25 protein-coding genes are annotated in these 25,346 nt (G+C 33.8%); 10 read left to right on the plus strand and 15 right to left on the minus strand.

Features of this window, described 5'->3' with window-relative positions:
- Positions 1 to 41 precede the first annotated feature (41 nt).
- Entirely contained in the window at positions 42 to 788 is a 747-nt protein-coding gene (locus D1866_RS06280) for a VIT1/CCC1 transporter family protein (RefSeq protein WP_152941927.1), read from the plus strand.
- Here D1866_RS06280 and D1866_RS06285 read toward each other — a convergent pair.
- Positions 782 to 1,708, minus strand: a complete 927-nt coding sequence (locus D1866_RS06285) for an MBL fold metallo-hydrolase (protein ID WP_152941924.1) — start codon at positions 1,706 to 1,708, stop codon at positions 782 to 784. The two genes, D1866_RS06280 and D1866_RS06285, sit on opposite strands and share 7 nt — an antisense overlap.
- Positions 1,709 to 1,784: 76 nt before the next feature.
- Between D1866_RS06285 and D1866_RS06290 the strand changes: the two genes are divergently transcribed.
- From D1866_RS06290 to D1866_RS06300, 3 genes are read left to right on the plus strand one after another with little or no spacing between them, the layout of a single operon-like run.
- A complete protein-coding gene (locus D1866_RS06290; RefSeq protein WP_155861095.1) occupies positions 1,785 to 3,131 on the plus strand; it encodes a DEAD/DEAH box helicase in 1,347 nt (448 codons plus the stop codon).
- Entirely contained in the window at positions 3,118 to 4,566 is a 1,449-nt protein-coding gene (gene bax1, locus D1866_RS06295) for an endonuclease Bax1 (protein ID WP_155861096.1), read from the plus strand. The genes D1866_RS06290 and bax1 overlap by 14 nt, the downstream gene beginning before the upstream one ends.
- A complete protein-coding gene (locus D1866_RS06300) occupies positions 4,563 to 5,180 on the plus strand; it encodes an HAD family hydrolase (protein WP_152941922.1) in 618 nt (205 codons plus the stop codon). The genes bax1 and D1866_RS06300 overlap by 4 nt, the downstream gene beginning before the upstream one ends.
- Here the strand turns inward: D1866_RS06300 and D1866_RS06305 are convergent.
- Positions 5,174 to 6,751, minus strand: a complete 1,578-nt coding sequence (locus D1866_RS06305) for a B12-binding domain-containing radical SAM protein (RefSeq protein ID WP_152941920.1) — start codon at positions 6,749 to 6,751, stop codon at positions 5,174 to 5,176. The genes D1866_RS06300 and D1866_RS06305 overlap by 7 nt on opposite strands.
- A gap of 229 nt (positions 6,752 to 6,980) precedes the next feature.
- Between D1866_RS06305 and sul7d the strand changes: the two genes are divergently transcribed.
- Entirely contained in the window at positions 6,981 to 7,169 is a 189-nt protein-coding gene (gene sul7d / locus D1866_RS06310) for a Sul7d family chromatin protein (protein ID WP_152941918.1), read from the plus strand.
- A gap of 82 nt (positions 7,170 to 7,251) precedes the next feature.
- Entirely contained in the window at positions 7,252 to 7,533 is a 282-nt protein-coding gene (locus D1866_RS06315; protein WP_152941916.1) for an ATP cone domain-containing protein, read from the plus strand.
- Positions 7,534 to 7,581: 48 nt separating this feature from the next.
- Here the strand turns inward: D1866_RS06315 and D1866_RS06320 are convergent, their stop codons facing one another.
- The 10 genes from D1866_RS06320 to D1866_RS06365 all read right to left on the minus strand — a co-directional run bounded on the left by D1866_RS06320 (position 7,582) and on the right by D1866_RS06365 (position 16,143).
- Positions 7,582 to 7,932, minus strand: a complete 351-nt coding sequence (locus D1866_RS06320) for a transcriptional regulator (protein WP_152941913.1) — start codon at positions 7,930 to 7,932, stop codon at positions 7,582 to 7,584.
- An 82-nt stretch (positions 7,933 to 8,014) separates the two neighbouring features.
- Positions 8,015 to 8,452, minus strand: coding sequence for a GNAT family N-acetyltransferase (locus tag D1866_RS06325; protein WP_152941911.1), 438 nt, complete (start codon positions 8,450 to 8,452; stop codon positions 8,015 to 8,017).
- A gap of 30 nt (positions 8,453 to 8,482) precedes the next feature.
- Positions 8,483 to 9,820, minus strand: coding sequence for a pyruvate kinase (gene pyk, locus D1866_RS06330; RefSeq protein WP_152941908.1), 1,338 nt, complete (start codon positions 9,818 to 9,820; stop codon positions 8,483 to 8,485).
- A complete protein-coding gene (locus D1866_RS06335) occupies positions 9,821 to 10,327 on the minus strand; it encodes a DUF1955 domain-containing protein (protein WP_152941906.1) in 507 nt (168 codons plus the stop codon).
- Between the two features lie 60 nt (positions 10,328 to 10,387).
- A complete protein-coding gene (locus tag D1866_RS06340; RefSeq protein ID WP_152941904.1) occupies positions 10,388 to 11,470 on the minus strand; it encodes an FAD-dependent oxidoreductase in 1,083 nt (360 codons plus the stop codon).
- Complete coding sequence (locus tag D1866_RS06345) at positions 11,467 to 12,102, minus strand: hypothetical protein (RefSeq protein WP_155861097.1); 636 nt, start codon at positions 12,100 to 12,102, stop codon at positions 11,467 to 11,469. The genes D1866_RS06340 and D1866_RS06345 overlap by 4 nt, the downstream gene beginning before the upstream one ends.
- Positions 12,095 to 12,301 (minus strand): MoaD/ThiS family protein, encoded by a 207-nt coding sequence (locus tag D1866_RS06350; protein WP_152941900.1) that lies wholly within the window; start codon positions 12,299 to 12,301, stop codon positions 12,095 to 12,097. The genes D1866_RS06345 and D1866_RS06350 overlap by 8 nt, the downstream gene beginning before the upstream one ends.
- Positions 12,298 to 13,116, minus strand: a complete 819-nt coding sequence (locus tag D1866_RS06355; protein ID WP_152941898.1) for a hypothetical protein — start codon at positions 13,114 to 13,116, stop codon at positions 12,298 to 12,300. Before D1866_RS06355 ends, D1866_RS06350 begins: the two co-directional genes overlap by 4 nt.
- Positions 13,116 to 14,816 carry a glycosyltransferase gene (locus D1866_RS06360; RefSeq protein ID WP_152941896.1) on the minus strand — a complete coding sequence of 567 codons (1,701 nt, stop codon included), beginning with the start codon at positions 14,814 to 14,816 and terminating at the stop codon, positions 13,116 to 13,118. Before D1866_RS06360 ends, D1866_RS06355 begins: the two co-directional genes overlap by 1 nt.
- A complete protein-coding gene (locus D1866_RS06365) occupies positions 14,803 to 16,143 on the minus strand; it encodes a glycoside hydrolase family 57 protein (RefSeq protein WP_152941894.1) in 1,341 nt (446 codons plus the stop codon). Before D1866_RS06365 ends, D1866_RS06360 begins: the two co-directional genes overlap by 14 nt.
- Before the next feature lie 33 nt (positions 16,144 to 16,176).
- Between D1866_RS06365 and D1866_RS06370 the strand changes: the two genes are divergently transcribed.
- Genes D1866_RS06370 through D1866_RS06380 form a run of 3 tightly spaced genes read left to right on the plus strand, consistent with a single transcriptional unit; the run spans position 16,177 to position 21,114 of the window.
- Positions 16,177 to 17,421 (plus strand): nucleotidyltransferase family protein, encoded by a 1,245-nt coding sequence (locus tag D1866_RS06370; RefSeq protein ID WP_152941892.1) that lies wholly within the window; start codon positions 16,177 to 16,179, stop codon positions 17,419 to 17,421.
- A gap of 5 nt (positions 17,422 to 17,426) precedes the next feature.
- Positions 17,427 to 19,292, plus strand: coding sequence for a glycoside hydrolase family 15 protein (locus D1866_RS06375; RefSeq protein WP_152941890.1), 1,866 nt, complete (start codon positions 17,427 to 17,429; stop codon positions 19,290 to 19,292).
- A complete protein-coding gene (locus D1866_RS06380; protein ID WP_152941888.1) occupies positions 19,279 to 21,114 on the plus strand; it encodes an amylo-alpha-1,6-glucosidase in 1,836 nt (611 codons plus the stop codon). Before D1866_RS06375 ends, D1866_RS06380 begins: the two co-directional genes overlap by 14 nt.
- Positions 21,115 to 21,166: 52 nt before the next feature.
- Here the strand turns inward: D1866_RS06380 and D1866_RS06385 are convergent, their stop codons facing one another.
- Both D1866_RS06385 and D1866_RS06390 read right to left on the minus strand, forming a co-directional pair.
- Entirely contained in the window at positions 21,167 to 22,582 is a 1,416-nt protein-coding gene (locus tag D1866_RS06385) for an acyl-CoA synthetase family protein (protein WP_152941886.1), read from the minus strand.
- Between the two features lie 31 nt (positions 22,583 to 22,613).
- A complete protein-coding gene (locus tag D1866_RS06390; RefSeq protein WP_152941884.1) occupies positions 22,614 to 23,780 on the minus strand; it encodes a 3-hydroxyacyl-CoA dehydrogenase in 1,167 nt (388 codons plus the stop codon).
- Between the two features lie 58 nt (positions 23,781 to 23,838).
- On the opposite strand from D1866_RS06390, the gene D1866_RS06395 reads away from it, so the two are divergent.
- Positions 23,839 to 24,927, plus strand: a complete 1,089-nt coding sequence (locus D1866_RS06395; protein ID WP_013777063.1) for a zinc-binding dehydrogenase — start codon at positions 23,839 to 23,841, stop codon at positions 24,925 to 24,927.
- On the opposite strand, the gene D1866_RS06400 is transcribed toward D1866_RS06395, so the two are convergent.
- Positions 24,928 to 25,317 (minus strand): CBS domain-containing protein, encoded by a 390-nt coding sequence (locus D1866_RS06400; protein WP_152941882.1) that lies wholly within the window; start codon positions 25,315 to 25,317, stop codon positions 24,928 to 24,930.
- Positions 25,318 to 25,346 lie beyond the last annotated feature (29 nt).

Raw genomic sequence — 25,346 nt, forward strand, 5'->3', positions numbered from 1 at the left:
ATAGAACATAAGTTTATAAGATAAAGATAAAATATGAATTTATGGAAAAGGAAATAAAGGAACCAGTCAAACATTACACTAATGAGGCTGACACATTTAGAACTAAAGTCTTTGGAATACAAGACGGATTAATAGGAATAGGAAGCATTGCAATAGGTGCCGCAGGCTTTTCGCAAGAGCCTCTCTTAGTAGTAATAACAGGATTAATAGCTACGATAGGTCAAGCGTTCTCCATGGGAATAGGAGAGTACATATCAACTAGAGTAAGGATGCAGGTAATACAGAACGAGATAAAGAAAGAGAAATACGAAATAGATAATTTTCCAGAGAAAGAAAGAGACGAATTAATAGGTTTCTACATTAAAAAAGGCCTAAGTAGAGAAGAATCAGAAAAAATAGCTGACATTTTCATGAAGAATAAAGAAACTGTATTAAGAGAAATGATGCTTAATGAACTAAAAATTACACCAGAAGAATTTGAGAACCCAGTGAAATTGGGATTCCTTATGAGCCTTTACTTAATTATAGGAGGACTTTTACCATTGATACCATTTATAATTTCACTATTTGTAAGAATTCCATTTTATACATCACTTTTGTCATCAATGGCTATAATGTTGGCTTCTTTAGGAATTTTCGGCAGTATGGCGACAAAATATACCGGATTAAGCAAACCTAGAGGTGCACTAGAACAAATAGGAACAGGATTAATAGCATTAATAGGAAGCTACGTTGCAGGATTATTACTAGCTCACTTTATTACAATACCTCCAGCATTAAGCTATTGACCACCAGCTGTTAATAATTGAGCCAAATTTCTCGGAATTCTAGCAGGTTTATTTTCTTCTTTAAATAATTCTCTTCTTCTAGCCTCTAAAATAAGTGGTTCAGTATTTAAGAACTCCGCTGCTGTCATAACTTTGGCATTTACACTCCTAGCTATTTCATAAACATTTGATAATACTGTCTTATAATTTAAATCCCTTAAAACATGATGGTCAACTATCATCGTTTCAGCTCCTTCTTTTACTACTCTTTCAAGGTTTTTTATTGAATTATCTAAATCCTCCTGCTTTAACGCATAACCTAAAAGATAGCTTAAAGGCCCATCTATTATTATGACATTAGGCTTTACTTTTAATGTAAACTCCAAGTGCTGATCTTTAGGTGCACCTTCTATATCTGAGGTTATTAATATGGTCTGATCGCCGTCTTTTATTGCAACTTGAACCACGTAACCTAATCTTTCATCTGCACCATGAGGAACTGCTTGAGAAAATATTATCTTTGTAGAACCTATTTGTATTTCCTTTCCTTCAGCAGTCTCTATGCTCTCTGGTAAACCGTGAATAGAATTAAGAAACCTTGGAGCCCTAACTCTTTTCTGACTCATATTTATATTCTCTTTTGGATCTTTAATGAAGACCTTCTTATTTTTATAAATATCCTTAGGAATTATGAAACCGGGATCATGATGATCATAATGGTAATGAGTTACTATAATTATATCTGCCTCTCTAGCTTTTTCAGTTATTACCTTAGCCAGTTCTGTAAGTCTATCAACTTCTCTTTGATGTGGAGGTAAGCCGTAACGTCTTGGAGCTAAAGATACTGCCGGGTCTACTAATATTCTAACGTCCTTAGTTTCTATAAAAGTAGCCTGTGACCTTACTCCTAAGCTCTCAAATGCTAAAGGCTTGATTTCCATGAATTTATATTGTTTTTCTAACTAATATATACTTAACCTAATAAGAGTTAAATATTTCAATTTTTAACATAATATTGTGGTAAGATTATCGTACTATAAAGGATTACTACTTTCAGATTATTACGCACCAGGTTTAAAGTGGAGTGACGAATTCAAAAAATATATAGGATTTGCATATAAATATAGAGATATTCTAGAGTATTTCAAAAGAGAAGAAATTGAAATTGAAGATAATGTTCTGGACACTTTACCTTTTCCTATGATAGAAGATAAAATAACGCTTAGGGATTACCAAGCTAAGGCATTATTTTTCTGGAATAGAGCAGGAAAAAGAGGGATAATTGTCTTACCTACTGGAGCAGGAAAGACTGCAGTCGGAATAAAAGCAATAGCAAAAGTAAAGGCTTCAACACTAATACTAGTTCCAACTATTGATTTGCTAGACCAATGGTATGAAAAAATAAAAGATTCGTTGAATTACTCCCCTGGAAGAATAGGAGGAGGATATGACGAATTAAAAGCTATAACAGTAATTACATACGATTCGGCCTACACAAGAGTTGAAGAGATAGGAAACAAATTTGCTTTCGTAATATTTGATGAAGTGCATCATTTACCTTCAGAAGGGTATTCACAAGTAGCCCAAATGCTCGCTTCACCTTATAGGCTAGGATTGACTGCAACCCCAGAAAGAGAAGACAGTAGACATAGATTATTACCAGACTTAGTAGGTCCAGTGGTTTTTAGACTAAGAACTTCAGACCTTGCCGGAAAATATCTCGCAGAATTTGAGATAAAGAAAATTTACGTTTCACTAACTGATGAAGAGAAAAAGAAATACGAAGAGTTAAGGAAAAAATTAAAGCAATTCTTATCATCTAGAAACATGAAATTAGATAGCTTAGAGTCTTTTCATAAATTAGTGAAATTAGCTGGAAGAGATCCGGAAGCTAGAGAAGCTCTTTTAGCGTGGCATACTGCTTTAAGGATTTCCGTCAATTCTAAAGCTAAAATTGAGAAATTAAGGGAACTCCTAAATGAATATAACAATAAGGAAAATAAGATTATTATTTTCACTAGAGACGTCGAAATGGCTTATAACGTTTCTAGAGAATTTCTAATACCAGTAGTAACTTACAAGACGTCAAAAGATGAAAGAAGTGAAATATTAAGGAAGTTTAAAGAAGGCAAATATAAGGTTATAGTAGCTTCTAGCGTATTTGACGAAGGAGTCGACATACCTGACGCTAACATTGGAATTGTCTTAGGAGGTTACGGAACTTCTAGACAAATGCTACAGAGGTTAGGTAGGATATTGAGGAAAAAAGAAGGAGAAAAGAATAAGGCTTTGCTTATTGAAATAATAACTAAGGGTACTTCTGATTATAACTTGAGCAAGAGGAGGCATCGTGCTACCGTCTGAATTAGCTAGATATAAAATCCAAGGAAATAAGGTCATACCTTTATTTGCTACTGAAGAAGACGAACCGTTGGCTAGAAATATAATCGGGATGTTCAAGGAAGGTAAAAAACTAGGTGATATACTGGACGAAATAAAAATCTTGGAAAAAGCTTACGATACTCCTTGTAAAGTCAAGTTAATTAGAGGTTTTTATAAAGAAATGTTAAGACTATGTACTCTCAGTGAAGATTCTCCTATAGATCCAAGAATTATTAGAAGAGAAGTATTTTCATATGGACCTATAACATCTAGAGAGGAAAGGGAGAAAATACTAAAGGAAGTTGGAGAGAAACTTAAGGTAGACGTAGAAAAGTACATGTTTTCTGATATGGAAGAAGAAAAGACGATAAGTAGTGTAAACAGAGTTTCTCCAATTTCCCTTATAAAAATGTATAATTTATCTTTACTTCAAACTTTGCTTTTCAAGAGTTATAAGATGACTGTACAAATAGAAGGAAATTGGAAGGAAATTATCAAAAGGATAAAATGGCTAGGTTTGATGTATCATGCTTATCCTAATCCTATAAGAATAGATATCATAAGCCCTGCAACGTTAGTCAAAATGACTGAAAAATACGGAAGGAATATGGCAGTAATCTTACCTTACATTGTTTCATCAAAGTATTGGAAGATTAACGCTGAACTAGTACTTGGTAAGAAAATAAAAAGAACTTTTCTTTTAACCGTGGAAAAATTCGATTTAATTGATTCTAAAGTAAGAGAAGAAGATGAGAAAAGGTTTGATAGTAGCGTCGAAGAAAGGTTTTTTAATGATTTCCAAAAAGTTATAAAAGATTGGAAAATTTACAGAGAGCCAGAAGCCTTGGTAATTAATGGGAGATTGTTCATTCCAGATTTCTTAGTCGAAAAGAATCCATTTAAAATCTATGTGGAAATAGTAGGCTTCTGGACAAAAGAATATATTAGAGAAAAACTAGAAAAATTAAGAAATTTCAAAGGAGGAGAAATTTTAGTTCTTTTAAATCAAGAGCTAAGTAAAGAAGACTTCTCAGATTTTAACGTCATAAAATATAAGAATAGAGTAGACATCGGCCTAGTTTATAAATGGCTAAAGGACTATGAGAGAAAGAACGCTGAGAGTGTTAATATAAGTTATAGCCTTGAAGGAGACGTGATCTCTTTAAAGGATTTATCAAGGAAACTTAACGTGAGCGAGGAAATAATCAAGAAAAATATACATGATGACAAATACGTGTTCACTGGAAATTATTTTGTTAGAAAAGACTTTTTGGAAAAGCTTAAAGAAGAGAATTTTGAGAACAAAAAGCTTAGCGAATTAATAAAGATATATGGTGATTATATTACAGAGGTTTTAGAATATTTAGGATATAAATTTAAATGGCTAGGCATAACTGATGCTGTCGTTAAAAAATGAATGCTGTAATACTTGACCTTGACGGTACTTTAGTAACTACAGTAAAAGTTCATAGAATGGCTTGGGAATTGGCATTAAAAGATCTAGGAATAAAAATATCCGTAGACCTTGACAAATTAATGGGAAGAAAAACAGAGGAAATTGCTAAATTATTGGCTAAAGATAGATGGAAAGAATTATATGAGAGAAAGAACGCATATTTTGATAATCTAGTTAAAATTTACGCAAAACCAACTCCTTGTGCAACAGACCTTGTTAATAAACTGAAGAAAGAAAAAATTAAGACAGCAGTAGTTACTTCATCTTTAAGAAGATCTGCAATAGAGTCTTTGAAAATATTAAATTTTGAACCAGATATATTGGTTGCAGGGGACGACGTCAAAAAAGGTAAGCCAGACCCTGAACCAGTATTAAAGGCTCTATCACTTCTAGGAGAAGACCCTAGAAACGTATTTGGTGTAGGAGATACTTTACAAGACGTTATAGCTTACTATAATTCTGGAATAAGAGAAATTTACTTAGTTAAAGGAGATTTAAAAATAGATTACGATGAGGCAATGAGAAAATATAATGCAAAAGTGATTGAAACTTTATGTTGCATAATAAATCATTGAGGCTTTGCTGTAATTCTTATTAACCAATATATTGATTTTATCACGCCTAGCGTATTATTAAGGTTTATTTGAGAAAAAGTCTTAGAGAACTCTCCTTTAGTGTTCTTTAGTTGAAGGAATATATAATCTATATTTGAGAATATCTTATCTATCATTATTTGCACAAACTTCCTTACTAATTTGTTCTTTATACCGCCTGTCAGTATTGGTATTAAGTCCCTTGTAACTTTAAGATCATAATGCCAGGAAATATAAAGTAAGTCCCAATAATTTTGAGGTAATGTTTCTGGCTTTGGATAAGGATTTTTACTTATATACGTTGTTGATATTGGTATTACTGGCAATGGAAATATCCATGCAGTGAACTTATGATCTATAATACTCTGGACAGGGTTTATGCTTTCTTCTACGTCCTTCTCGCCTTCCTCTGGATATCCTATTGTCATGGTATAGCAAGGGTAAATATAATTATCATTCATTATGGCTGTAGCATCCAAAATTACATCCTTCCACTCTCTAGGAGTCCATGGAAAAGCCTTTGCAGTCATATACTTTTCAAGAATTTTTAAACTTCCAGTTTCAAGTCCTACTACTGGAGCTGCAGCTCTATCTACATCATATCTAGCAATCTCAGCTATTGCCTTCACGGTCTTAGGACTTTCCCTAACTGCAGGAGCAGAAATATGTGGAAACCATATTCCATCAACGCCCATGTTCATCACCTCAGTGAATAGCTTAACTATTGCGTCATGGTTAGTCCTTAATTTAGAGGAACCATAAAGCATTACGTCGTCTGTTATAAACTCTACTCTCCTCCAACCTCCTTTTAAATTAACTTCTACTTCTTTCTTAATCTGATCTAAAGGAATAGAACGGAAAGTTTCTGGCGTCACAGAGCAGAATTTACATCCTCTAGGACATCCCCTAGTTATCTGAACTTCTCCAAGCCTTGCAGGATTCTTTATAGTAGGAATTTCCTCGATCTTTGCATTCCTACCTTTAACTATAGGCGGAACATCTTCACCGTCAATAATTTTCTTAGCTATAATAGGTAAATCAACCTCTGCCTCACCTAGAAATACTACATCAACCCAGTCTGGTTTTCTTAAACTCAACTCCCAAGACCCAGGACCTCCAGCTATTACTTTAAAATTGTATTTTTTCTTGAGCTTTGAAACCTTTTCACCAAATTCAGAGAAGAACTGAGCAGTCCAAGTTGGTCCACCGCCGAAGATAAAGCTGAGCTTTGCACTAACTGGATTCAAACCAAAAGGATCATGAACTGTGATTCCAAGAATTTTAGCATCTTTAATATACTTCTCAATTTTCTCTGGGGGAACGACTGTCACATCAAAACCAGAATTAGACAAGATAGCCTCTACTTTTCTTAATGCATATGGGGCGTAAGCCGCATTATCTCCTTTTAACGGTACCTTAGGAGTGAAGAATCTGTCCATGAAGAGCCTTGGAACTAATCTAGAAGGCATGCATGCAACATATCCTAAAACGCTTGAGCCACCATAATCTGTGAAGGATCCCCTATCAGAAGATAGTATTATCTGATAGGGCATAAGGTGTATTTCGAGCTATCTAAAATAAGCATTTCTTCAAAAAACTACTAATTGGGAAAAATACTACAGTTAAATTGAAAATGAGAGTAATACTCGATTTTATCATTGATTAAAGACTAAGAGTTCCAAAATATTTTTCGCTTTTGATATTACCGTTGCGAAAACTACGTAAGTCATACTTATGATAGTATCGTAACGTTTTTAAATATTATATTCACTCTTTATCTTGATGGCTACTAAAGTAAAGTTCAAGTATAAGGGAGAGGAGAAGGAAGTAGATATTTCGAAGATAAAGAAGGTTTGGAGAGTTGGCAAAATGATATCATTCACCTACGACGACAACGGTAAAACTGGCAGAGGAGCAGTTAGCGAAAAAGACGCACCAAAAGAACTACTAGAGAAATTAGAGAAGAAATAAGAAGTCCTTTTCCTCTTTTAATCTAATTTCTTTTTCTTGGTTCATTGTTAATATTTATATTCTTTAAAGAGAATAAATACTCATGGTAAAAGTTATAAAAAGAGATGGAAGCGAAGAAGAACTAATTTATGAGAAGATAGTAGTTAGTGTATTAAAAACTGGAGCTCCTATTGACATAGCAAGAAAAATAGCTTTCATGACAATAGGTAAGATATATATGGATAATAAAGAGAGTGTAACTGCAAAGGAGTTAACATCATTAATACTTAATTACTTGAAGGCAGAAAATGAAACTTGGTATAGAAACTGGATAGCATATGATAGAGTAGCAAAAAAGAGGGAAACAGAGAAGGAATTAAAATGATGAGCTTCCAGGCTTAGCGAACAATGAGCAAATGGTTGCAAGAGCTGATTAAATGTCGTATGGACAAGAATAATCATTTTTATTCAATTTTTTTCTAGCCAAGCTACACAATGGACAAATGTTTATAACTTCTCCGTCTGTAGAATTTACTAGTCTTCTAACTACAGAATTTACTAGATCCATCATTTCTTCATCAGCTTCAAGTTTCTTTTTAGCATCTTCATTACCCCTTTTGCCTTTTAAATAATAGTTTACCTCTGCAGAACTTATGCCCATTAATGTAGATATTTGCAATTGAGATAATCCTTGAGCGTAAAGTCGCTCAACTAAAATTGCTTTTATTACTGGAATTATATCTCTTACTGCAACCTCGCATGGTGCTACTACTTTTCTATTCAAGTTAATCTGCTATATTTTATCTTTAACAGTATTTAACGATTTCTACATTTTTTGCCATACATTATTTCGTATCTCTTTACAATTATTGTAAACTAAGTATACCAAATACCTCGTCAGAGGAAAACCTTAAAGTGAAACCTAATTTCTTACCAATTTTTATCATTGGGATGTTATCGGGTAATGTGTAAAATTTCACTTTGGTCATACCTAGTTTTTTAGCTTCTTCTATAATACTCTTTACAAGCATAGTCCCAATACCTTTTCTTCTGTGTTCAGGCTTTACTACTAAAGAAAACTCGCCATCTTCATATAGTGAAATTTCTCCAACAATTTCGCTATCAATTACTGCTATTAAAGTAACTTTTGACGATTTTGTCAAATTTACTACATCTTGCTCGCTGAGTCTTGTAAAAGAGAAGAACCTCATATAAAGGTCGTCTGGTGACAGAGAATTGTAGAGATTATAAATTCCCTCCACGTCGGAGAAGTTAGCTTTCCTTATTTGTAAAGCATTTATCATATTTATATTTTACAACTTATATTTAAAAAACTAGCATACTATTTGATGAAGCTTTATAAAATCCGTTCTACCTTCCTCTAATGTAGGATCTCCACCAGTTATAACTATGTTATCGTTGCACTTAACAAATTTTTTGGAAATTTCTTCAGCATATACTATTATATCATTTAGTGTAATTAGCGATTTTTCAGTAAGAAAAGGATAGACGCCCCAACATATCTTTAATTTTCTAATTAATTCTTTATTCGGAGATAGTCCAATTATTGGCACTTTTGGTCTGAGCCTTGATATTCTTATAATAGAAGTTCCACTTCTACTATGCACTACTAAAAGCCTTGCCTTAGAAATTTCAGCTACATTTACTGATGCTACTGCTATTGCATCATCTCCAGTAAGGGGAGGGGGTCTTACTGTCTTCACTCTTTTCTCTACAGCTAAAATTATATCGTGAAGAGTCTTTACGGCCTCTACTGGGTAATTACCAGCAGCAGTCTCATCACTTAGCATTATGGCGTCTACTCCTTCCGATACCGAATTAGAAATATCAATAACTTCTGCTCTAGTTGGTATAGGATTATTTACCATCGATTCCAAAACCTGAGTGGCAAGAATTACTGGTTTTCCGTAAAGCTTCGAAAGTCTTATTATCTTTTTCTGGGTAAAAGGGAGATTTTCTAAACCTATTTCTACTCCTAAATCTCCTCTGGCCACCATTACACCGTCCGCTACTTTAATAATATCCTTGAGGTTTTCAACAGCATTTTTCTTTTCAATTTTGGCGATTATCCACGCTCTATCTTTTGAAATGCTCTTCACTTTCAATACATCGTCTTTACTAAGGACGAATGATAAACCTATGAAATCTGCTTCTAAATCTAAAGCTTCTTTAAGGAGTTGCAAATCGTTATCTGTAACTCCAGACGGAATTTTGATATCTGGAATATTTATTCCCTTCCTAGAAGTTACAGTTCCGCCTTCAATAACTACTCCTTCTACTCTATCTTTTTCTACTTTTGTTACGTTAATTTTTATACTACCATCTGCAATTAATACATAGGAATTTTCTTTAACCCCAGAATAAAATAATGGGTCTTCAACTGGAATTCCTTCATAAGGAGAAAAAACAACTTTATCTCCAGGTTTTAAAACGATTTTCCCTTTTATATCTCCTACCCTAATTTTAGGCCCAGGAAGATCTACTAAAATTGAAGCATCAGAGTATTCCTTTATTTTCTCAAAATACTCTTTATGACTTTCAGTAGCCCCATGTGCAAAGTTTATCCTAAAAATATCAACATATTGCGAAAGTTCTTTTACTTTATCTATACTTGAAGGACCTAATGTGGCAATAATCTTTGTTTTTCGCATTTATGAATAACTTGTTGATACTTGGTTAATATTTTCGCATGCTTCAGGAATGCCGTTATCGCAAGCTTTCTTCCTTAATTCTTGAGCCTTCTTAAGGTCATGAAGTTTTTCATAAGCTAAAGATAACTTGTATAGGAATTCTCCATTATTTCCTACATCATTTAGCACTTTATCTAATTGATCTTTCTTACCTCTGTTCACTATAGAATTAATTGCTATATCAACGAATTCACTATATTTCCCAACCTTGGCATAACAAGAAATAACCCTTTTTACGTTACCGCAAACTGAAATATCAAAGATTTTACCTATTGAATCAAGTACTTCAACAAGGTATTCGCATTTTGCAGCGTCTATTATATTACAAATAACCCAATTAGCTTGGGAAATATTATTTGATGAGACTGTTTTCTCAATTAGTTCTATCCCTTGTTTTACATAACCATCTATTATTCGTTCCTTGGCTTCAGTCAAGGATTTTATTAGTTCATGAGTATCGGTTACCATTAAGTATGTATTGTAACCGAAGCTTAAATATGTTTTAGTTTCGATTTACAGTGAGTCTATTTAAAATTTAACATAGCGTGAGATGTAACCTAAATCTTTCAATCTACCTAGGACTAAATCTGTAGTATATTTACCCATTGCGGGAGCATAACTCCAGCCTAGTCTGCAAGCACCAGTGGCTACTGTAATGTTATCTCTTTTCCCGATTATAGGAAAACCGTCAGGAGAGCATGGCCTGAATCCCATGTTCATTTCATAAATATATGAAATATCGACAATCTTAGAAGACTTGTCAAGAACTAGTTGTGCCCTACTGGAATCGTAAGAACTATCTGCGTCAAATCCGCCGGTTATTTTTATAAAATCCTCAAAAGGCGAGATAGCTATTCCATCGTCTACCAAAACTAATGGCTTATTATACTTAGGTGTTCCCTTAACTCTATAACCATAGCCTTTGAACGCTGTAACTGGCAAATTACTAATAAATTTAGTAGTCCAAACACCTGATGCTAGAACTATTTCGTCAAAATCTTTCAACTCCTCTAAGTTTCGAACGTCTTTATTTACAATTTTTACTCCTTTAAGTTCATTTCTCATTCTATCTATAAATTTCTCAGTAGAAATTCTTGATAGCTCTGGGAAAAATATTGCACCTGCGAATCCTTCAAAGTCAACTTTTTCAAACTTAGGATTAAAAGGGCTTTTTTTCTCTTCTTCTAATCCTTTTTCCAGATCTTCTTCCCTAAGATAAACTTCGTATAATCCATCATCCTTATAATCAAAATCGTTACTTTCTTCTGCCATTTCTTTGTAAGTCTTCAATGAAAACTCTGCCATCTCCCTCATAGTTTTCCAAGCATCCTCTGGAGGATTCTTATTTAGATTTTTAAGGAGCTCTTTCAACCAGAACTTATTAACGTTCCTTATATATGTAGTACCCCTAAGACTATATTTTAACATTTTTATTATCATGTGCGTGGAATTTATTTTATCAAATCTATAAGGCTCTATTAATCCTGCAGCATGAACAGAATAACTACCTAAGTCAGCTTTTTCAAAAATTGTAACGTCTACATCTTCTTTCTTTAAAAAATATGCGGTAAATAATCCAACTATTCCACCACCAACTATTGCAACTTTCATTTCAATTCACTCAATATTTTTACTGCTATTTTCTTAATATTACTTTCTTTAGTTGAAAGTTCCTCTAAATATTTTATTTGGTTTAATATATTTTCTTTAGTTATAAAACCTTGTTTTACTAACTCCAATGAATATTTCCAAGCATAAATCCTGACTGAAGGTTTCTTATGACTTAAAAACTCATAATATCTCTCTTTATCAGAAGGTTGAATAATACCTAGTTCTACCAATTTAGGAAAAAGTTTCCAAGCTTTCTTCCTAATTGTTGGGTAGTAACTCCTTAATAGTCTCCAAAAAGAGTACCTAGAAGAAACTATTATATCCTTAGGCACTAACTCATATTTTAATAATTCTTCAACGTGTTCCCATGCAGATATTTTTATTTTATCAGAGTTCGCAACCAAAGTTCTTTCAATTCCTTCTATTGTAAGCATTTTATAAACCTCGAGGTGATTCCAGGCATCGTCTCTAACTCCTTGTAAAGGAAACCATAAGAGAGATCTAAAAAATCCTCTATTTTCTAGCAAATTTGAATAATATCCAGATTTAATGATATTTATTACTTCCTCCCAAGCCTTTTGTCTAATTTCTTGCTTTGGGCTTTTAAGATCTTTAAGTTTCAATTTATCCACCAGATGCAGTAAGTACTATAGTTAATTTATCTCCATCTTTAATTTTCTCATCTTCTATAATAGGTACACCGTTTCTAAGAACTACTGTACCTTGTATTGTATAGCCTAAATGTTTTAGTAAATCTCTTACTCTATAATAGTCTGGAACCTCGAGGGATTTAGTAACATTTTCTCTTGCCAAATTTACCTCAACTTTCATAAGTTTAAGCTATCTTTTAGCGTTTTTAAATTTTCCAAACAATACATTAATTGGCTTATTTCATCCTTATTTTTTGTATGAAAAGATATTCCATCACCTATTATACAATTCTCTGGAATGTCCAACCTATACTTACCGCAAATTTTAGTAAAAGAAAAAGTAAGATTTTTAATTTTATTTATTTTATGATAAATTATTCCTTCTCCTGAGCTAGTCTTTATTTCACCTTTATAACTTCCTTTAATAATTTGCAAAACAGAAATATATTTAGATAAAAAATTAAAATATGGAATATCTAAAATTCTAAATCTAACATTAAATATCTCTACATATTTATCTTCAAATTTAACTTCTAATTCTTTACATTGAATCAATTCCATGGGTTCGTATTTAGGTAATCTTAACTCATTAATGAGTGTATAAAATTCATCTATAACGCCAATAGTTTCCCCTTTAACCCCTTGGTATTTCATTAAATACCCAATATATTCGTCTTCACTTATTTTGCCTTCTAGAAGTTGTAAAGATTTATTATTTAGCTCTTCGTCTTTAATTTCCGTTTTAAATACAGCAAAATTTCCATATCCAAAACTAGGAATATATTGTAATAAATATCCTTCAAGAAAGAAATACCTTATTCCTCTATTAATTGTATAAATTAGCTTATCTAAAACATTAGAAGGGATATCGCTTATCTTTAAAATTATTTCCCCAGAGTAAAAGTAGCGTTCTTTCCCATTCTCGATATCTTGATAACTTCCATAATCATAAAGAGTAACGTTATTATCTCTCAATCCTTGTCTACAGACTAGCATTACATATACGCCAAAGCCCTATATTTTGCCATAATTAATCCCTTTTCATAGCAGTTAAGTACGGAATTTGCTACTTTATTCCACCTAAAGTTTTCCTCAACTCTTTTTACGGCATTTTCTCTGACTACAGACCAAAGATGGACATTATCGGTCTTGTAAATATAGCTCTTGTTAAGATAACTCCTATCCTCGTTTTCATCTGCTAAGGATAAATAAATAGCAGTTTTAATTGCCGTAGCTAAGGATGATATACTCTCTGGTTCGACTAAAAATCCTGTTCCGTCCTTATTCCACCTTAAGTCTAGGATCGATTCAGTCAGACCGCCCACAGAATAAGCTATTACTGGAGTTCCTACAGCCATTGCCTCAATAGCGTTAATACCAAAAGGTTCCCATCTAGAAGGAACTACAAATACTGATGCTACGTAATGCATTACCTTATAAATTTCTGGATTAATTCCATGAGAAATTAATAAGCGAACGTTGTCCCTAATTTCTGCAGACCTATCTATTATATCTTGTAATAAGCCGTAATCTCCAGTAGGAACACCAAAGACTATTAATCTAGCGTTCCAAATCTCATTGACTACATCTTTGAACGCTCTAAGGAGTAAGTCTATTCCTTTTTGATAAATTATTCTACCAGTAAAGAGAACTAACGGACCATCTTGAAGCTCTTCAGTAGTCCAGTCATCTTTTATTCCTATCCTATGTCTATTATTCCATAACATGTTACCAGTAGTATAATCTTCTGGAATTGCCTTTTGCAAGGAAATTAATTTATATGCAGATTTCCTTGCAACTTTCCTATCTGCAGTACCAAAGTACTTTATAGAGAGTGCGGAAGCTTCCTCAAGCTTCCAATCGGTTCCATTATAAGTTACACAGCTCTTATTTTCCATAAAATTCCCTATATAAGGAAAAACATCGTAATTTAAGTAACTTTTACTAACTGTAGCTATTATATCCGCCTCATAAGCGCCAAACCTTTCTATCTTACCTTCACAATAATCCCATAAAACGCTAGTTTTGTATGCTATATGCTTTGCTACCATCCAAATATAATGATAATAATCTTCAAGACCTCCCCAATCTGGGGATGCGTAATGCCAAGGAGCACCTACTTTATTTAGTAAGTGTATTGTATACATTAGTGGTACGATAACTCTCCTTTGTTCAAACATTAATTTTGCCTTTACCCCAGCTAATACTGAATGCCAATCATTAACATGTATTATTGAAGGAACATCTTCTAAGCTCATGTTCTGAATTAAACCTTCTATAGCTCTAGCTAATAGTGCAGATTTTTCCATCGCGTAATCGTAAATTCCCCAAGAATCCATTATTCTTCCAGTATCATAATCAAGGCCTTTAGCCAGCATTATTTTCATTCCGTCCAATTCACCTATTTCAAATCCCAACTTGTAAGGATAATGTGCACCATTCATTCCTTTTCTAATGCCATAAATCGTCATTCCGGAATCCCTAAGTTTTAGTAAGCTCCTATAGTAGTCATTCATATGCCTTCCATGGCTTGGCATTATGACAGCAACTTGTTTACCAAGTGATGCGAGCTCCTTTCCTAAGTTATATACTGCAGTGCCTAAACCACCCATGCTAGCTATTTTAGATAATTCAAAAGTAAGTAACCATATCTTTTCAATTTTATCTGGAATCCATAAAGACTCAATCCTTTTCATTTCCTAACCACTCCTTTAGATATTTCAAATGATCTTTCAAACTCTCATCTCTTTTAATTATCTCCTCGAATTCCTTTTTATTCCATGCTACAGAACTTCTTTTACCGTTTTTAATAAAGAAGAAAGGTTCATTATTTATGCCAAGTTTATGAAGCTCTTCATTGAGAAAAGCGTTTATTGCATAAAATTCATTTATAAATGCGTCAACAGGGGTAGAATAAGCGTTAAAGTAATTATGAACTTCTGCAGGGCCTCCTCCACCTGTAAATAAGTAATAATAATTATCACTAGTAGTAAAATACTTCCAAGCTTTCAAATAATCTCCTCCTAGTTCCTTTGATGGCATTTCAGCTCTCCTTACTGCCTCGTCATAAGCCCATTGCATTATATTACCTAACCAACTACTCTCATCCTTATTTATATCAGCCCAAGAGGAAGTTCCTTGTATGTCTATATCATAATAGGATTCATTTATTAATTCTCTGGGCAAAGCAAACTTTACTCCCCTCTTATTGAGCTCTCTTGGCAACCATCTGAGAAAATCTAAAATTCCTGATTCTGGCCAATGATGTTCTCCAAAAGTTTCATAGTCAACAAATATTGTGACAACTTGACCAGGAGAATCCTTAACCCAATTTGCAAATTTATCTGCAGTTAAAGGATATTGATCCCAATTCCTTGAGGAAAATCTAAACGCTACATCGTCGCTTAGCCTATAATTTCTAAAAAGGATAGTAAGTCCTTTTCTTCTATACACAAAATTAGTGCTTTTACCATTTAATGTACTCTCCTTGCCTTCCATTATTATTCCTTTATATCCTATCTCTTGTACCATATCTAATATTTGAGGATTAGTTAAGAGTTCAGTATTCTCGAAAACTTGAGGCTCTTGTTTAAAATACTCCTTTATTATCTCTTTCTGCTCTCTAACTTGCTCTTTCCACTCAGTCTTATCTTCCCATAAGGAAGTAACCGAGTGATAATAAGTTTGTCCTAAAAATTCTACCTTTTTTGTAGATGAAAGAATTTGGAAAAGTTCCAATACGTCTTTGCCCCATTTTTCAGCTTGTTCTATAAATGTACCAGAAAGTGAAAAGAAGAACTTTACTTCTCTACCTTCGTCTTCCGCATTCTCTATTTCTTCTAAGATTATTTTAGTAGCAGGAATGTAACACTTCCTCTTAACTCGATCAAAGATTTCCTTGTTTAATTCCATGTCGAAGAATCGCTCTAGTACATTACCTCTAAACCTAGGATTCCAGAACGCGTCCTTTCTGATCCTAAAAGGTTGGTGAACCTCAAAGCCAAGTATTATTTTGTCTACCATAAATTCTTATACGGTGTACATAATAAAAATTATATGGAATGGAAGATTGAAGATGTTAAAGTCATTATTCCAATAGGTGGAGAGGCAACAAGATTAAGGCCTTTAACCATAGAAACATCAAAGGCTACAGTAAGATTACTTAACAGACCTTTAATAGAATTTTCCATTTACGAATTAGCAAAACAAGGAATAAAAGAATTCATATTTGGAGTTAGAGGTTACGTAAATTATAGATCTTTATTTGACACATTTAAGGAGGGAATAGGTTTTTCTGCTAGGTATAAAATAAAGCCAAGAGTACACTTCAAATATCAGCCAAGAGTTGATAGCGTAGGAAACGCTGACAGTGTAAGGATTAATATGGAGTATTATAGGATAAATGATATTACGTTAATAATTCAGGGAGACAATATTTTTAGATTAGATGTTAAAAAATTAATTAATTATCATTTAGAGAAAAAAGCTATGATGACGATTGTATTAAAGAAATGGGATAATGTAGAGGAATTTGGAGTAGCAGATGTTGATAATGACCTTAGAATAAAAAGATTCGTAGAGAAACCTAAAAAAGAGGAAGCGCCGTCAAATCTAATTAACACTGGAATTTATGTACTTTCTCCAGATATTAAAAAAGTCTTTGAAAGCGAAGACGTAATAAAAATGAGAGAAGAGGGTAAGATGGATTTCGGAAAAGATATTATACCTTACTTGATAAATCACGATTATCCAGTTTACGGATACATAACAGAGGACATCTGGTTTGACGTTGGCACTCCGGATAGATATTTAGATGCAATGCAAACTTTGTTGGCAACATTACCAGAAAATGAAATAGGAGGTAAAAGAATAGATGAAGATAAAAGAATCTTTGTCCAAGGGACTTCTCCAGATTCAATAAGGAGAAGGAATATAATAATTTCAAAATACAAGAAAGGTAAAATAAAAGTTGAGGGTAATGCTTTAATAGGTAGGCATTGCCAGATAGGTAATGGTATCTATATAGAGAACTCAGTAATAGATAACTTTACTATAGTTAAGAATAATGTAAAAATCGTAAAAAGCTCAATAATGGATAGAGTTTATTTAGGAGACAACGTTGAGATACAGAATTCAATAATAGGTAGGCATGTAGAAATTAAGGACGGAGTTAAAATAATAAATAGCGTAATAGCTGATGACGTTACTATAGGAGAAAACTCTGAAATAGTTAACTCTAGAATTTACCCCCACAGAGTTATAAACTCTGGGAGCAAACTTCATGATACGATACTAACGTGAGATAAATGAGATATGCAAGCATAGGCAATGGAAGGTTATTAGTGAATCTGGATGAGTTTGGTAGAATAGTAGATTTCTATTTTCCCTATATTGGAATGGAAAATCAGACCGCCGGTACCCCAATTAGGTATTCCTTTTGGGTTGACAATAAAGCTATTCTTGATACTGACTTAATTACGTCGTTAAGTTATTTAGATGATAGTAATATAATACAAATTGAATCTAAAAAGGATTGGCTAAGTATTTCGTCCTTTGCATTTATTGACCCAGATTCTCCAACGTATTATTTAATAATGAAAATCCTAAATAATAGCGGAGAAAATAAGAGGATAAAAATATTTTTCACTCATGATTTTAATATCTATTCAAATCCTTTTGGAGATACCGCATTCTTTGATCCATATACTTCTTCAATAATACACTACAAATCCAAGAGATATATTGGAATAAAATTACTTTCTGCAGGAACATTTGACGTTGAATATAATACAACAAAAGGAAATCCCTTGGACGACATTTATGACGGAAAATTAGATCAAAATCCCATAGCCCACGGAAATGTACAATCGTCTATAGGCATGGAAATAAAAGTTAACTCTTCATCCTCTTCTAAAATATATTATGTAATAACTGCGGAGAGAAACCTCGATGATTTAAGGAAAAAGTTAACAAAATTGAACACTGCAGAGATAGAATCCGATTTCGTTTCAACTTATATGTTTTGGAAGAGCTGGGTTAATAAAGGCAGTAAAGAAAGAAATTCCTTGAATAAATTATACAATGTAAGCCTCTTTGTAATTAAGAATCACATGGATATTAATGGTTCTTTCATTGCATCTTCAGATTTTTCGTTCGTAAATCTTTATGGAGATTCTTATCAATATTGTTGGCCAAGAGACTGTGCATATGCTGCTTACGCTTTAGATATCTCAGGCTATGGGGAATTAGCTGTTAGGCATTTTAATTTCATAAAAGATTTAGTTAGCCCAGAAGGTTTTCTTTACCACAAATACAATCCGAATAAAACATTAGCCAGTTCTTGGCATCCTTGGATATATAGAGGAAAAGGAATTTATCCAATTCAGGAAGATGAGACTGCATTAGAAATTTGGGCAATAGGAAGTCATTATGAAAGATATAAAGATTTAGACGAATTAAGCGAAATTTATAAAAAATTTGTAAAGCCTGGACTTCACTTTATTATGGACTTCATGGAAGACGGTTTACCTAAGTACTCCTTTGACTTATGGGAAGAGAGGTACGGAATACACATCTATACTGTAGCTACAGTATATGGAGCACTAACTAAGGGATCTATATTAGCTGAAGGAATGGGCGACGAGACATTAGCAGAAGACTCTATGGAAGTGGCAAAAACATTAAAGGACGAAGTTAAAAAACGCATGGTTTATAATGGCAGATTTGTTAGAAGAATAGATGAGAACGGGAATAAAGATCTAACTATAGACGCAAGTATGTATGCTCCATACTTCTTCGGCATGTTCGATCCGGCCGATGAAGTTGTGCAAAATACCATGGAGTTAATAGCTCAGAAATTAAATGTAAGCAATGGAATAATAAGATATGAAAACGATTATTATCAACGTAGAAAGCAACTACCAAATCCTTGGATAATAACCACTTTATGGTTAGCAGAATATTACATAGATACTGGTAAAATATCTGAAGCGGAAAAGTTAATAAACTGGGTAATAAATAGAGCAACAAAATCCGGGCTTTTACCAGAGCAGGTAGATCCAGAAACTTTCGAATCAGTATCAGTAATTCCTCTAGTATGGTCTCATGCTGAGTATATAATTGCTTTAAATAAATATGAAAGCATAAAGAAAAAAGAGTATGATAAACCCTGAGGAATGCGAAGATAGAGAATGGATAATACCTACTGGTACTGGAGGTTATTCTTCATCAACTATTTGCGGAATTAACTCTAGAACTTATCACGGATATTTAATAGTGCCTAAAAATCCTCCTCACTTTAGACACTTAGTTCTTTCAAAATTTGAGGATTTCTTTATTCAAAACGGAATTGAGTACCCTATTTCCACAAATAGATACAATTTTCAAGTATACTATCCAGAAGGGTATAAATTTCTTAATAGATTCATATTGGGCTCAAACTTTGTAGTTTGGGAGTATAACTTTGAAAATTCTTTAGTTAGGAAAACTCTAGTCGTAAATAAAGGGACTAATTCCGTTACAATAACATATGAGAGCGATAAAGGATTATTTAAAATCTGTCCTTTAATAACGTACAGAAGCCACCACGTAGCGTTAAAGGAAAGGCCAGGTTTCTTTGACTTTCAAACTAAAGGAGACACAATTGTTGTCACTTTAAATGATAATAAAATTCTCAATTTTAAAATAGAGGGAGAATTTAACATAGAAAATACAGGTTACTGGTATTATAACTTCTTTTATAAACTAGATTATGAAAGAGGATCCAATTACCTTGAGGATCTGTATAATCCATTCTGTATAATCACTAAAAATAACGAAATCACAATAACGGCTTATGTAGATAGCTTCGTAAAATCCACAAAAATTCATTTAAGAAAAGATGTGCTTCAGATGTTATCCTCAGCAGGAAGAGATTTTGTAGTTAAAGGAAAAGATGGCTGGGCAATTATAGCTGGTTACCATTGGTTTGACGAATGGGGAAGAGATTCCTTCATCTCAATGGAAGGCTTAGTTTTACTTAACGGCGAATATAGCATAGCTAAGGATATAATATCTAGATATTTAGAATATGAAGAAAGAGGATTTTTACCTAACGGTTTCCTGCATAATGGAGAGCCAATTTATAAAGGAGTAGATGTTTCACTATGGGCAATAAATGCTATTTATAAATACTATGTATATTCTCGAGATTTAGATTTCATAAAAAAGATATTTCCAAAGCTAATAGAAATTATAGATTGGTACTGGAAAGGTAACGGAATAGTGGAAACAATTAACGGCTTACTCTTTCATACGGGCTCGCCTAGAACCTGGATGGATGCAGAATTCGACACAACAGTAGTTACGCCTAGAGAAGGCGCTGCTGTAGAAATTAACGCTTTATGGTATAATGCACTAAAAATTATGGATTTCCTTTCTAAAGAATTAAAAATAAATTCGGATGAATTTGAGATAAAAGCAGAAAAAGTTAAGGCTCAATTTATAGAAAAATTTGTATCTCCTTGGGGATTATATGATTATTTAAATCCAGATTTAACTCCAGATACCTCTATAAGACCAAATCAGTTATTCGCATTTTCACTACCATTTAATGTAGTAGATGAAAACATAGGAAAAAGAATAGTAAATACAGTAGAGAAAGAACTCTTAAGGCCTTACGGCTTAAGTACGTTATCTAAGAGTGACAAAAAATACATTCCATTCTATAGAGGAGATAGAAGAAGCAGAGATCTTGCTTATCATAATGGACCAATATGGCCATGGCTAATAGGCTCATATATAGATGCAAAGATAAAATTAGAAAGAGGAAATATAATAGGAATCAAGAAGTTGATAAATTATTTACAGCCATTAATCAACGTTGCTATGGAAAATAATGGATATATTCCGGAACTCTTTGAAGATATACCGCCGTATAAATGGGGTGGATGCATAGCCCAGGCATGGAGTGTGGCAGAAGTATTTAGGTCATTAAATAATATAATCTCATCCTAAGTGAAAAATGCAGATCCTTTATACTCCTTATAAATAGATTTACAAGAAAAATCTATTTTTTCTTACGTTGATCTACGAATACCTGTAATTTGTAACCAGTCCATATAGTTTCTCCAGGCTTTACCCATTCAATTTCTACATCATCCTTATCTAAGCCAATTCTTTCAGCTAATTTTTGCCTAGCTTCTTCGTCGTATTTTCTATCAGGATTTCTAGTAGTCTCTATCCTTATCTTAAGCTTATCCATCTCATTATCATAAACAAATATATTGAACATACCGGTAGTATCTGGAATTTCGTTTACCGCGTCCTCAACATAAATTGGCAAGAGTAGCTTGCCCTTAACCTTAAACATCCACTCTACTCTGCCAGGTATTGGCTCCACAAACCTCATGTGAGTTATACCATAAGTAGGATCAGGATCAGTTAAGAACTCGTTCTTAACGTAATCTCCTAGGCTATACCTTATTAAAGGCATTGTGAAATGATTAAGTAATGTTGCTATTAATTCTCCCCTTTCTCCTTCTGCAGCAGGTTCGTCAGTCTTAGGATCTACTATATCAAATATTTCCATGTCTTCCCAAACTACTAACTGCCCTGGCAAATTAGGAACTTCTATCGCCATATGGCCATCTGTTGTTCCCCAAACGCTTATGGCAAGTTTAGCGTTAGGATGAACGGCGAAAAGTTTCTTCTTAGTATTTTCTGCGGCAGCTCCGCCGTGAAGCAATAAAACCTTGAAAGGTGTTTCCCAACCTTCTTTCACGGCTTCTTCTCCTATTAACCTATGAAGCCACGGAGTAGTAGCTAAAACGTCAACTTTCCATAATTTAAATATTAGATTATGTCTATTCTTCCAGCTAAAATATGTCTCACCGCCTCCAGCAATGGCTGTAGCACCGCATCTCCACATTGCCGTTTCTACTAACGGAGGACCCCAACTATAGAAACCGCTCATATTTAGATAATTAGCATAAACAGTTGTAGGTTTCACATCTGCGAAGGTCCATAAATACCTTGCTTGGCCTTCTTCAAAATAATCTAACTCTAATGCACCCCAACCTTGAAAAGTAGGCATTCCAGTTGAACCAGATGTTGCACCTACAAACCTTATTCTTCTAGCAAGTTCCGGAACCATGATTGTACCGAAAGGAGGATTAGACTGCAAATCCTTCCTTAACTCGTCTTTTCTCAGAATCGGAATTTTAACCACATCCCTCCAATCTTTTATCATGTCCGGCTCAAAGCCCTTTGACTTCCAGAATCTCCTATAAAATTCTGAATGATCCCAGGCCCATTTAACTATCCTTTTTAATCTAAAAGTTTTTAATTTCTCTAAATCTTCTCTTTTCATTGTCATTATTTTCGGGTTCCATAACTTATCTGAATGGATATAGTCAGTTCTAATAAATCCCTCATCTCTTAACTCCTTGTGTATAGCTTCATATTCCTGGAGAACTGAACTCATTTCTCTCACCTACTTATACTATTTAAAAAATTTAAGCATATTTGTAGAATCCTTCTCCAGATTTTTTACCTACCTTACCTTCTTTAACCATCTTAACTAGCAAATCTTGAGGTTTATACGCAGAATAACCCTTGTTATATATATCCTCCAAATTTCTTAGGACGTTATCAATACCTAATTCGTCTGCAATTTCTAATAAACCTTTAGGAAAATTATATCCATATTTCATTACGTCATCAACTTCGCTAGGCTTAACTATATTATTTTCAACAAGCCAAGCCGCTTCATTAACTGCTAGAGAGAGTAATCTAGCAGGATCTACTTTTGACGTAGCAGGTAACTTTACCTTTGAATATTTATTACCAGGATACTCGTAAAATCCCTTACCAGACTTGACTCCTAGCTCTTTTCTCGCAACTTTTTCCTTAAATAATTTACACGGCACATCAGAAGTACCTCTTTTTACTATGTTTTCCCAAAGATCTACATCTATATCCAACCCAACGTAATCTGAAAGCTCAAAGATACCCATGGGAAGGCCTATTTTATTCCTAGCACAACTATCTACTTCTTCTATACTAGCCTCTCCGCTTTCGACTTCTCTACAAGCTTCCTGCATAAGTCTAAGGAATATTCTATTACCTATAAAGCCAGGAACTTCTATCCTAAGCTTTACGGGAACTTTTCCTAAGCTTCTTGCCAACTCTACAGTTTTGTTTGCCGTATCCTCTGAAGTATATTTAGACGGAATTACTTCAACTAATTTCATTATTTGAGGAGGATTAAAAAAGTGCATTCCTATAACCTTATCTTTTCTTGAAGTGAATTCTGCAATTTCAGAAATCGGTATTGAGCTAGTATTAGTAGCAAGTATTGCTTCCTTAGGAGCTATTTCGTCCAAACTTTGAAAAACTTTCCTCTTTAAGTCTAGGATTTCTGGAACAGCTTCAATAGCAAAATCTATATCCTTTGCTACGTCATAAGAAGTCGACATTTCAATTCTGGAAAGGATTACTGATGGATCCTCCTTAACGGTACCTTTCTCATAAAATTTTCTTAAAGACTCCTCCATTCTTTGCTTAGCTCTATTTAATATATCCCAAGAAATGTCAATTAATTTAACTTGGTGCCCATATATTGCCAAAACTTCAGCTATTCCATGACCCATAGTTCCAGATCCAACTACAGCAAATTTCATGACTTTACTAATAACAGAGAAGTTTATAAGGTTTAAATTCCATTAAATAATTTATACCATGAAAGGAGCTGTTCTGTATAAATATAATGAACCTTTAAAAATTGAAGATAATCTACAAATTCAATCTCCCAAAGAAGGAGAAGTCAAAGTCAAAATTGTAGCTACAGGAATGTGCCATTCAGATATTAACGTATTTGAAGGAAAAACTCCAGTACCTCCTCCGGTAATTGCAGGCCACGAGATTGCGGGAATAGTTGAAGAAGTAGGCCCAGGTGTTACTAGGGTTAAACCCGGGGATAGAGTAGTCTCAGCATTTATACACCCATGCGGAAAATGTAGAAATTGCATTTCTGGACATGAAAACTTATGCGAAACGTTCTCCGCAGTAAGGTTAAAGGGCACAATGATGGACGGCACTACTAGGGTAAGGCTTGACGGAAAGGAAGTTAGGACTTTCTTAGGTGGAGGATTTGCCGAATATGCGGTTGTAGGAGAAAACGCATTAACTGTAGTTCCACCAGAAGTCGATTTAGAGAAAATTGCAGTACTAGGTTGTGCGGGTCTTACTGGTTATGGAGCAGTAAACTCAGCAAAAATAGAGCCAGGAGAGTCAGTTGCAGTAATAGGAGTTGGAGGAGTAGGATTATCAGTAATTCAATTGCTTAAGGCAAGCGGAGCAGGAAGAATAATAGCAGTAGGTACTAAAAAATGGAAATTAGATAGAGCAATAGAATTAGGAGCGACAGACGTAGTTAACTCAAAGGAGACTGACCCAATAAAAGCAATAAAAGAATTAACTAACGGAGGAGCAGATGTAGTAATAGAGGCAGGCGGAAATGAAGAAACCATAAAGATGGCAATGGATTCCGTAAGAATAGGAGGTAGAGTAGTATTAGTTGGTTTGCCTCCAGTGAATGCAATGATACCTTTCAGAGTTGCGTCAATTGTTAGAAACGGAATAACAATAATAGGAAACTACGGAGGAAGACCTAGAATAGACATGCCCAGACTTCTGGATCTAGTGAGACTTGGTAAATATGACCCATCTAAACTAATAACAGGAAGGTTCAAATTAGAAGAAATAAATGAAGCGGTAAAATTACTTAACCAAGGAGAGGCAATTAGAAGTTTAATAATTCCAGATTAGTCACCAAAAGCTAGCGTCAGTGGTTATTAAACCTAGAGAACGAGCAACGTCCCTTAAAGATATTACGCCAATTATTTTTCCGCCTTCAGTAACTACTAAATGCCTTATTTTATTATTAGTCATTAAAAGAGCTGCATCCCCAACTTCAGTACTTGCATCTGCAGTAATTAGATTAGTCGACATAACCTTACTTGCTGGAGTTTCTAAAGGGTAATCGTCAGCTATTGCTTGTATTATATCCCTCTCTGTTATTATTCCCTTAGGAGTATCTCCATCAACAACTAGTAAAGAACCTACGTTTTCTTTCCTCATCAGCTTTGCACAGTCTTTAAGAGAAGCAGAAGAAGAAATAGTAACAGGAGGTCTAGTAATTAATTCTTTGATTGACATCTATTAAATTCTCGAACAGAAGTAAAAAA

Source organism: Acidianus ambivalens (genome assembly GCF_009729015.1).
Lineage (GTDB): Archaea > Thermoproteota > Thermoprotei_A > Sulfolobales > Sulfolobaceae > Acidianus > Acidianus ambivalens.

Bases quoted from the DNA above. Each gene is read 5' to 3' on its own strand.
- D1866_RS06280 (WP_152941927.1), top strand. From the start codon at position 42: ATGGAAAAGGAAATAAAGGAACCAGTCAAACATTACACTAATGAGGCT.
- D1866_RS06285 (WP_152941924.1), bottom strand. From the start codon at position 1,708: ATGGAAATCAAGCCTTTAGCATTTGAGAGCTTAGGAGTAAGGTCACAG.
- D1866_RS06300 (WP_152941922.1), top strand. From the start codon at position 4,563: ATGAATGCTGTAATACTTGACCTTGACGGTACTTTAGTAACTACAGTA.
- D1866_RS06305 (WP_152941920.1), bottom strand. From the start codon at position 6,751: ATGCCCTATCAGATAATACTATCTTCTGATAGGGGATCCTTCACAGAT.
- sul7d (WP_152941918.1), top strand. From the start codon at position 6,981: ATGGCTACTAAAGTAAAGTTCAAGTATAAGGGAGAGGAGAAGGAAGTA.
- D1866_RS06315 (WP_152941916.1), top strand. From the start codon at position 7,252: ATGGTAAAAGTTATAAAAAGAGATGGAAGCGAAGAAGAACTAATTTAT.
- D1866_RS06325 (WP_152941911.1), bottom strand. From the start codon at position 8,452: ATGATAAATGCTTTACAAATAAGGAAAGCTAACTTCTCCGACGTGGAG.
- pyk (WP_152941908.1), bottom strand. From the start codon at position 9,820: ATGCGAAAAACAAAGATTATTGCCACATTAGGTCCTTCAAGTATAGAT.
- D1866_RS06335 (WP_152941906.1), bottom strand. From the start codon at position 10,327: ATGGTAACCGATACTCATGAACTAATAAAATCCTTGACTGAAGCCAAG.
- D1866_RS06340 (WP_152941904.1), bottom strand. From the start codon at position 11,470: ATGAAAGTTGCAATAGTTGGTGGTGGAATAGTTGGATTATTTACCGCA.
- D1866_RS06350 (WP_152941900.1), bottom strand. From the start codon at position 12,301: ATGAAAGTTGAGGTAAATTTGGCAAGAGAAAATGTTACTAAATCCCTC.
- D1866_RS06355 (WP_152941898.1), bottom strand. From the start codon at position 13,116: ATGCTAGTCTGTAGACAAGGATTGAGAGATAATAACGTTACTCTTTAT.
- D1866_RS06360 (WP_152941896.1), bottom strand. From the start codon at position 14,816: ATGAAAAGGATTGAGTCTTTATGGATTCCAGATAAAATTGAAAAGATA.
- D1866_RS06365 (WP_152941894.1), bottom strand. From the start codon at position 16,143: ATGGTAGACAAAATAATACTTGGCTTTGAGGTTCACCAACCTTTTAGG.
- D1866_RS06370 (WP_152941892.1), top strand. From the start codon at position 16,177: ATGGAATGGAAGATTGAAGATGTTAAAGTCATTATTCCAATAGGTGGA.
- D1866_RS06375 (WP_152941890.1), top strand. From the start codon at position 17,427: ATGAGATATGCAAGCATAGGCAATGGAAGGTTATTAGTGAATCTGGAT.
- D1866_RS06380 (WP_152941888.1), top strand. From the start codon at position 19,279: ATGATAAACCCTGAGGAATGCGAAGATAGAGAATGGATAATACCTACT.
- D1866_RS06385 (WP_152941886.1), bottom strand. From the start codon at position 22,582: ATGAGTTCAGTTCTCCAGGAATATGAAGCTATACACAAGGAGTTAAGA.
- D1866_RS06390 (WP_152941884.1), bottom strand. From the start codon at position 23,780: ATGAAATTTGCTGTAGTTGGATCTGGAACTATGGGTCATGGAATAGCT.
- D1866_RS06395 (WP_013777063.1), top strand. From the start codon at position 23,839: ATGAAAGGAGCTGTTCTGTATAAATATAATGAACCTTTAAAAATTGAA.
- D1866_RS06400 (WP_152941882.1), bottom strand. From the start codon at position 25,317: ATGTCAATCAAAGAATTAATTACTAGACCTCCTGTTACTATTTCTTCT.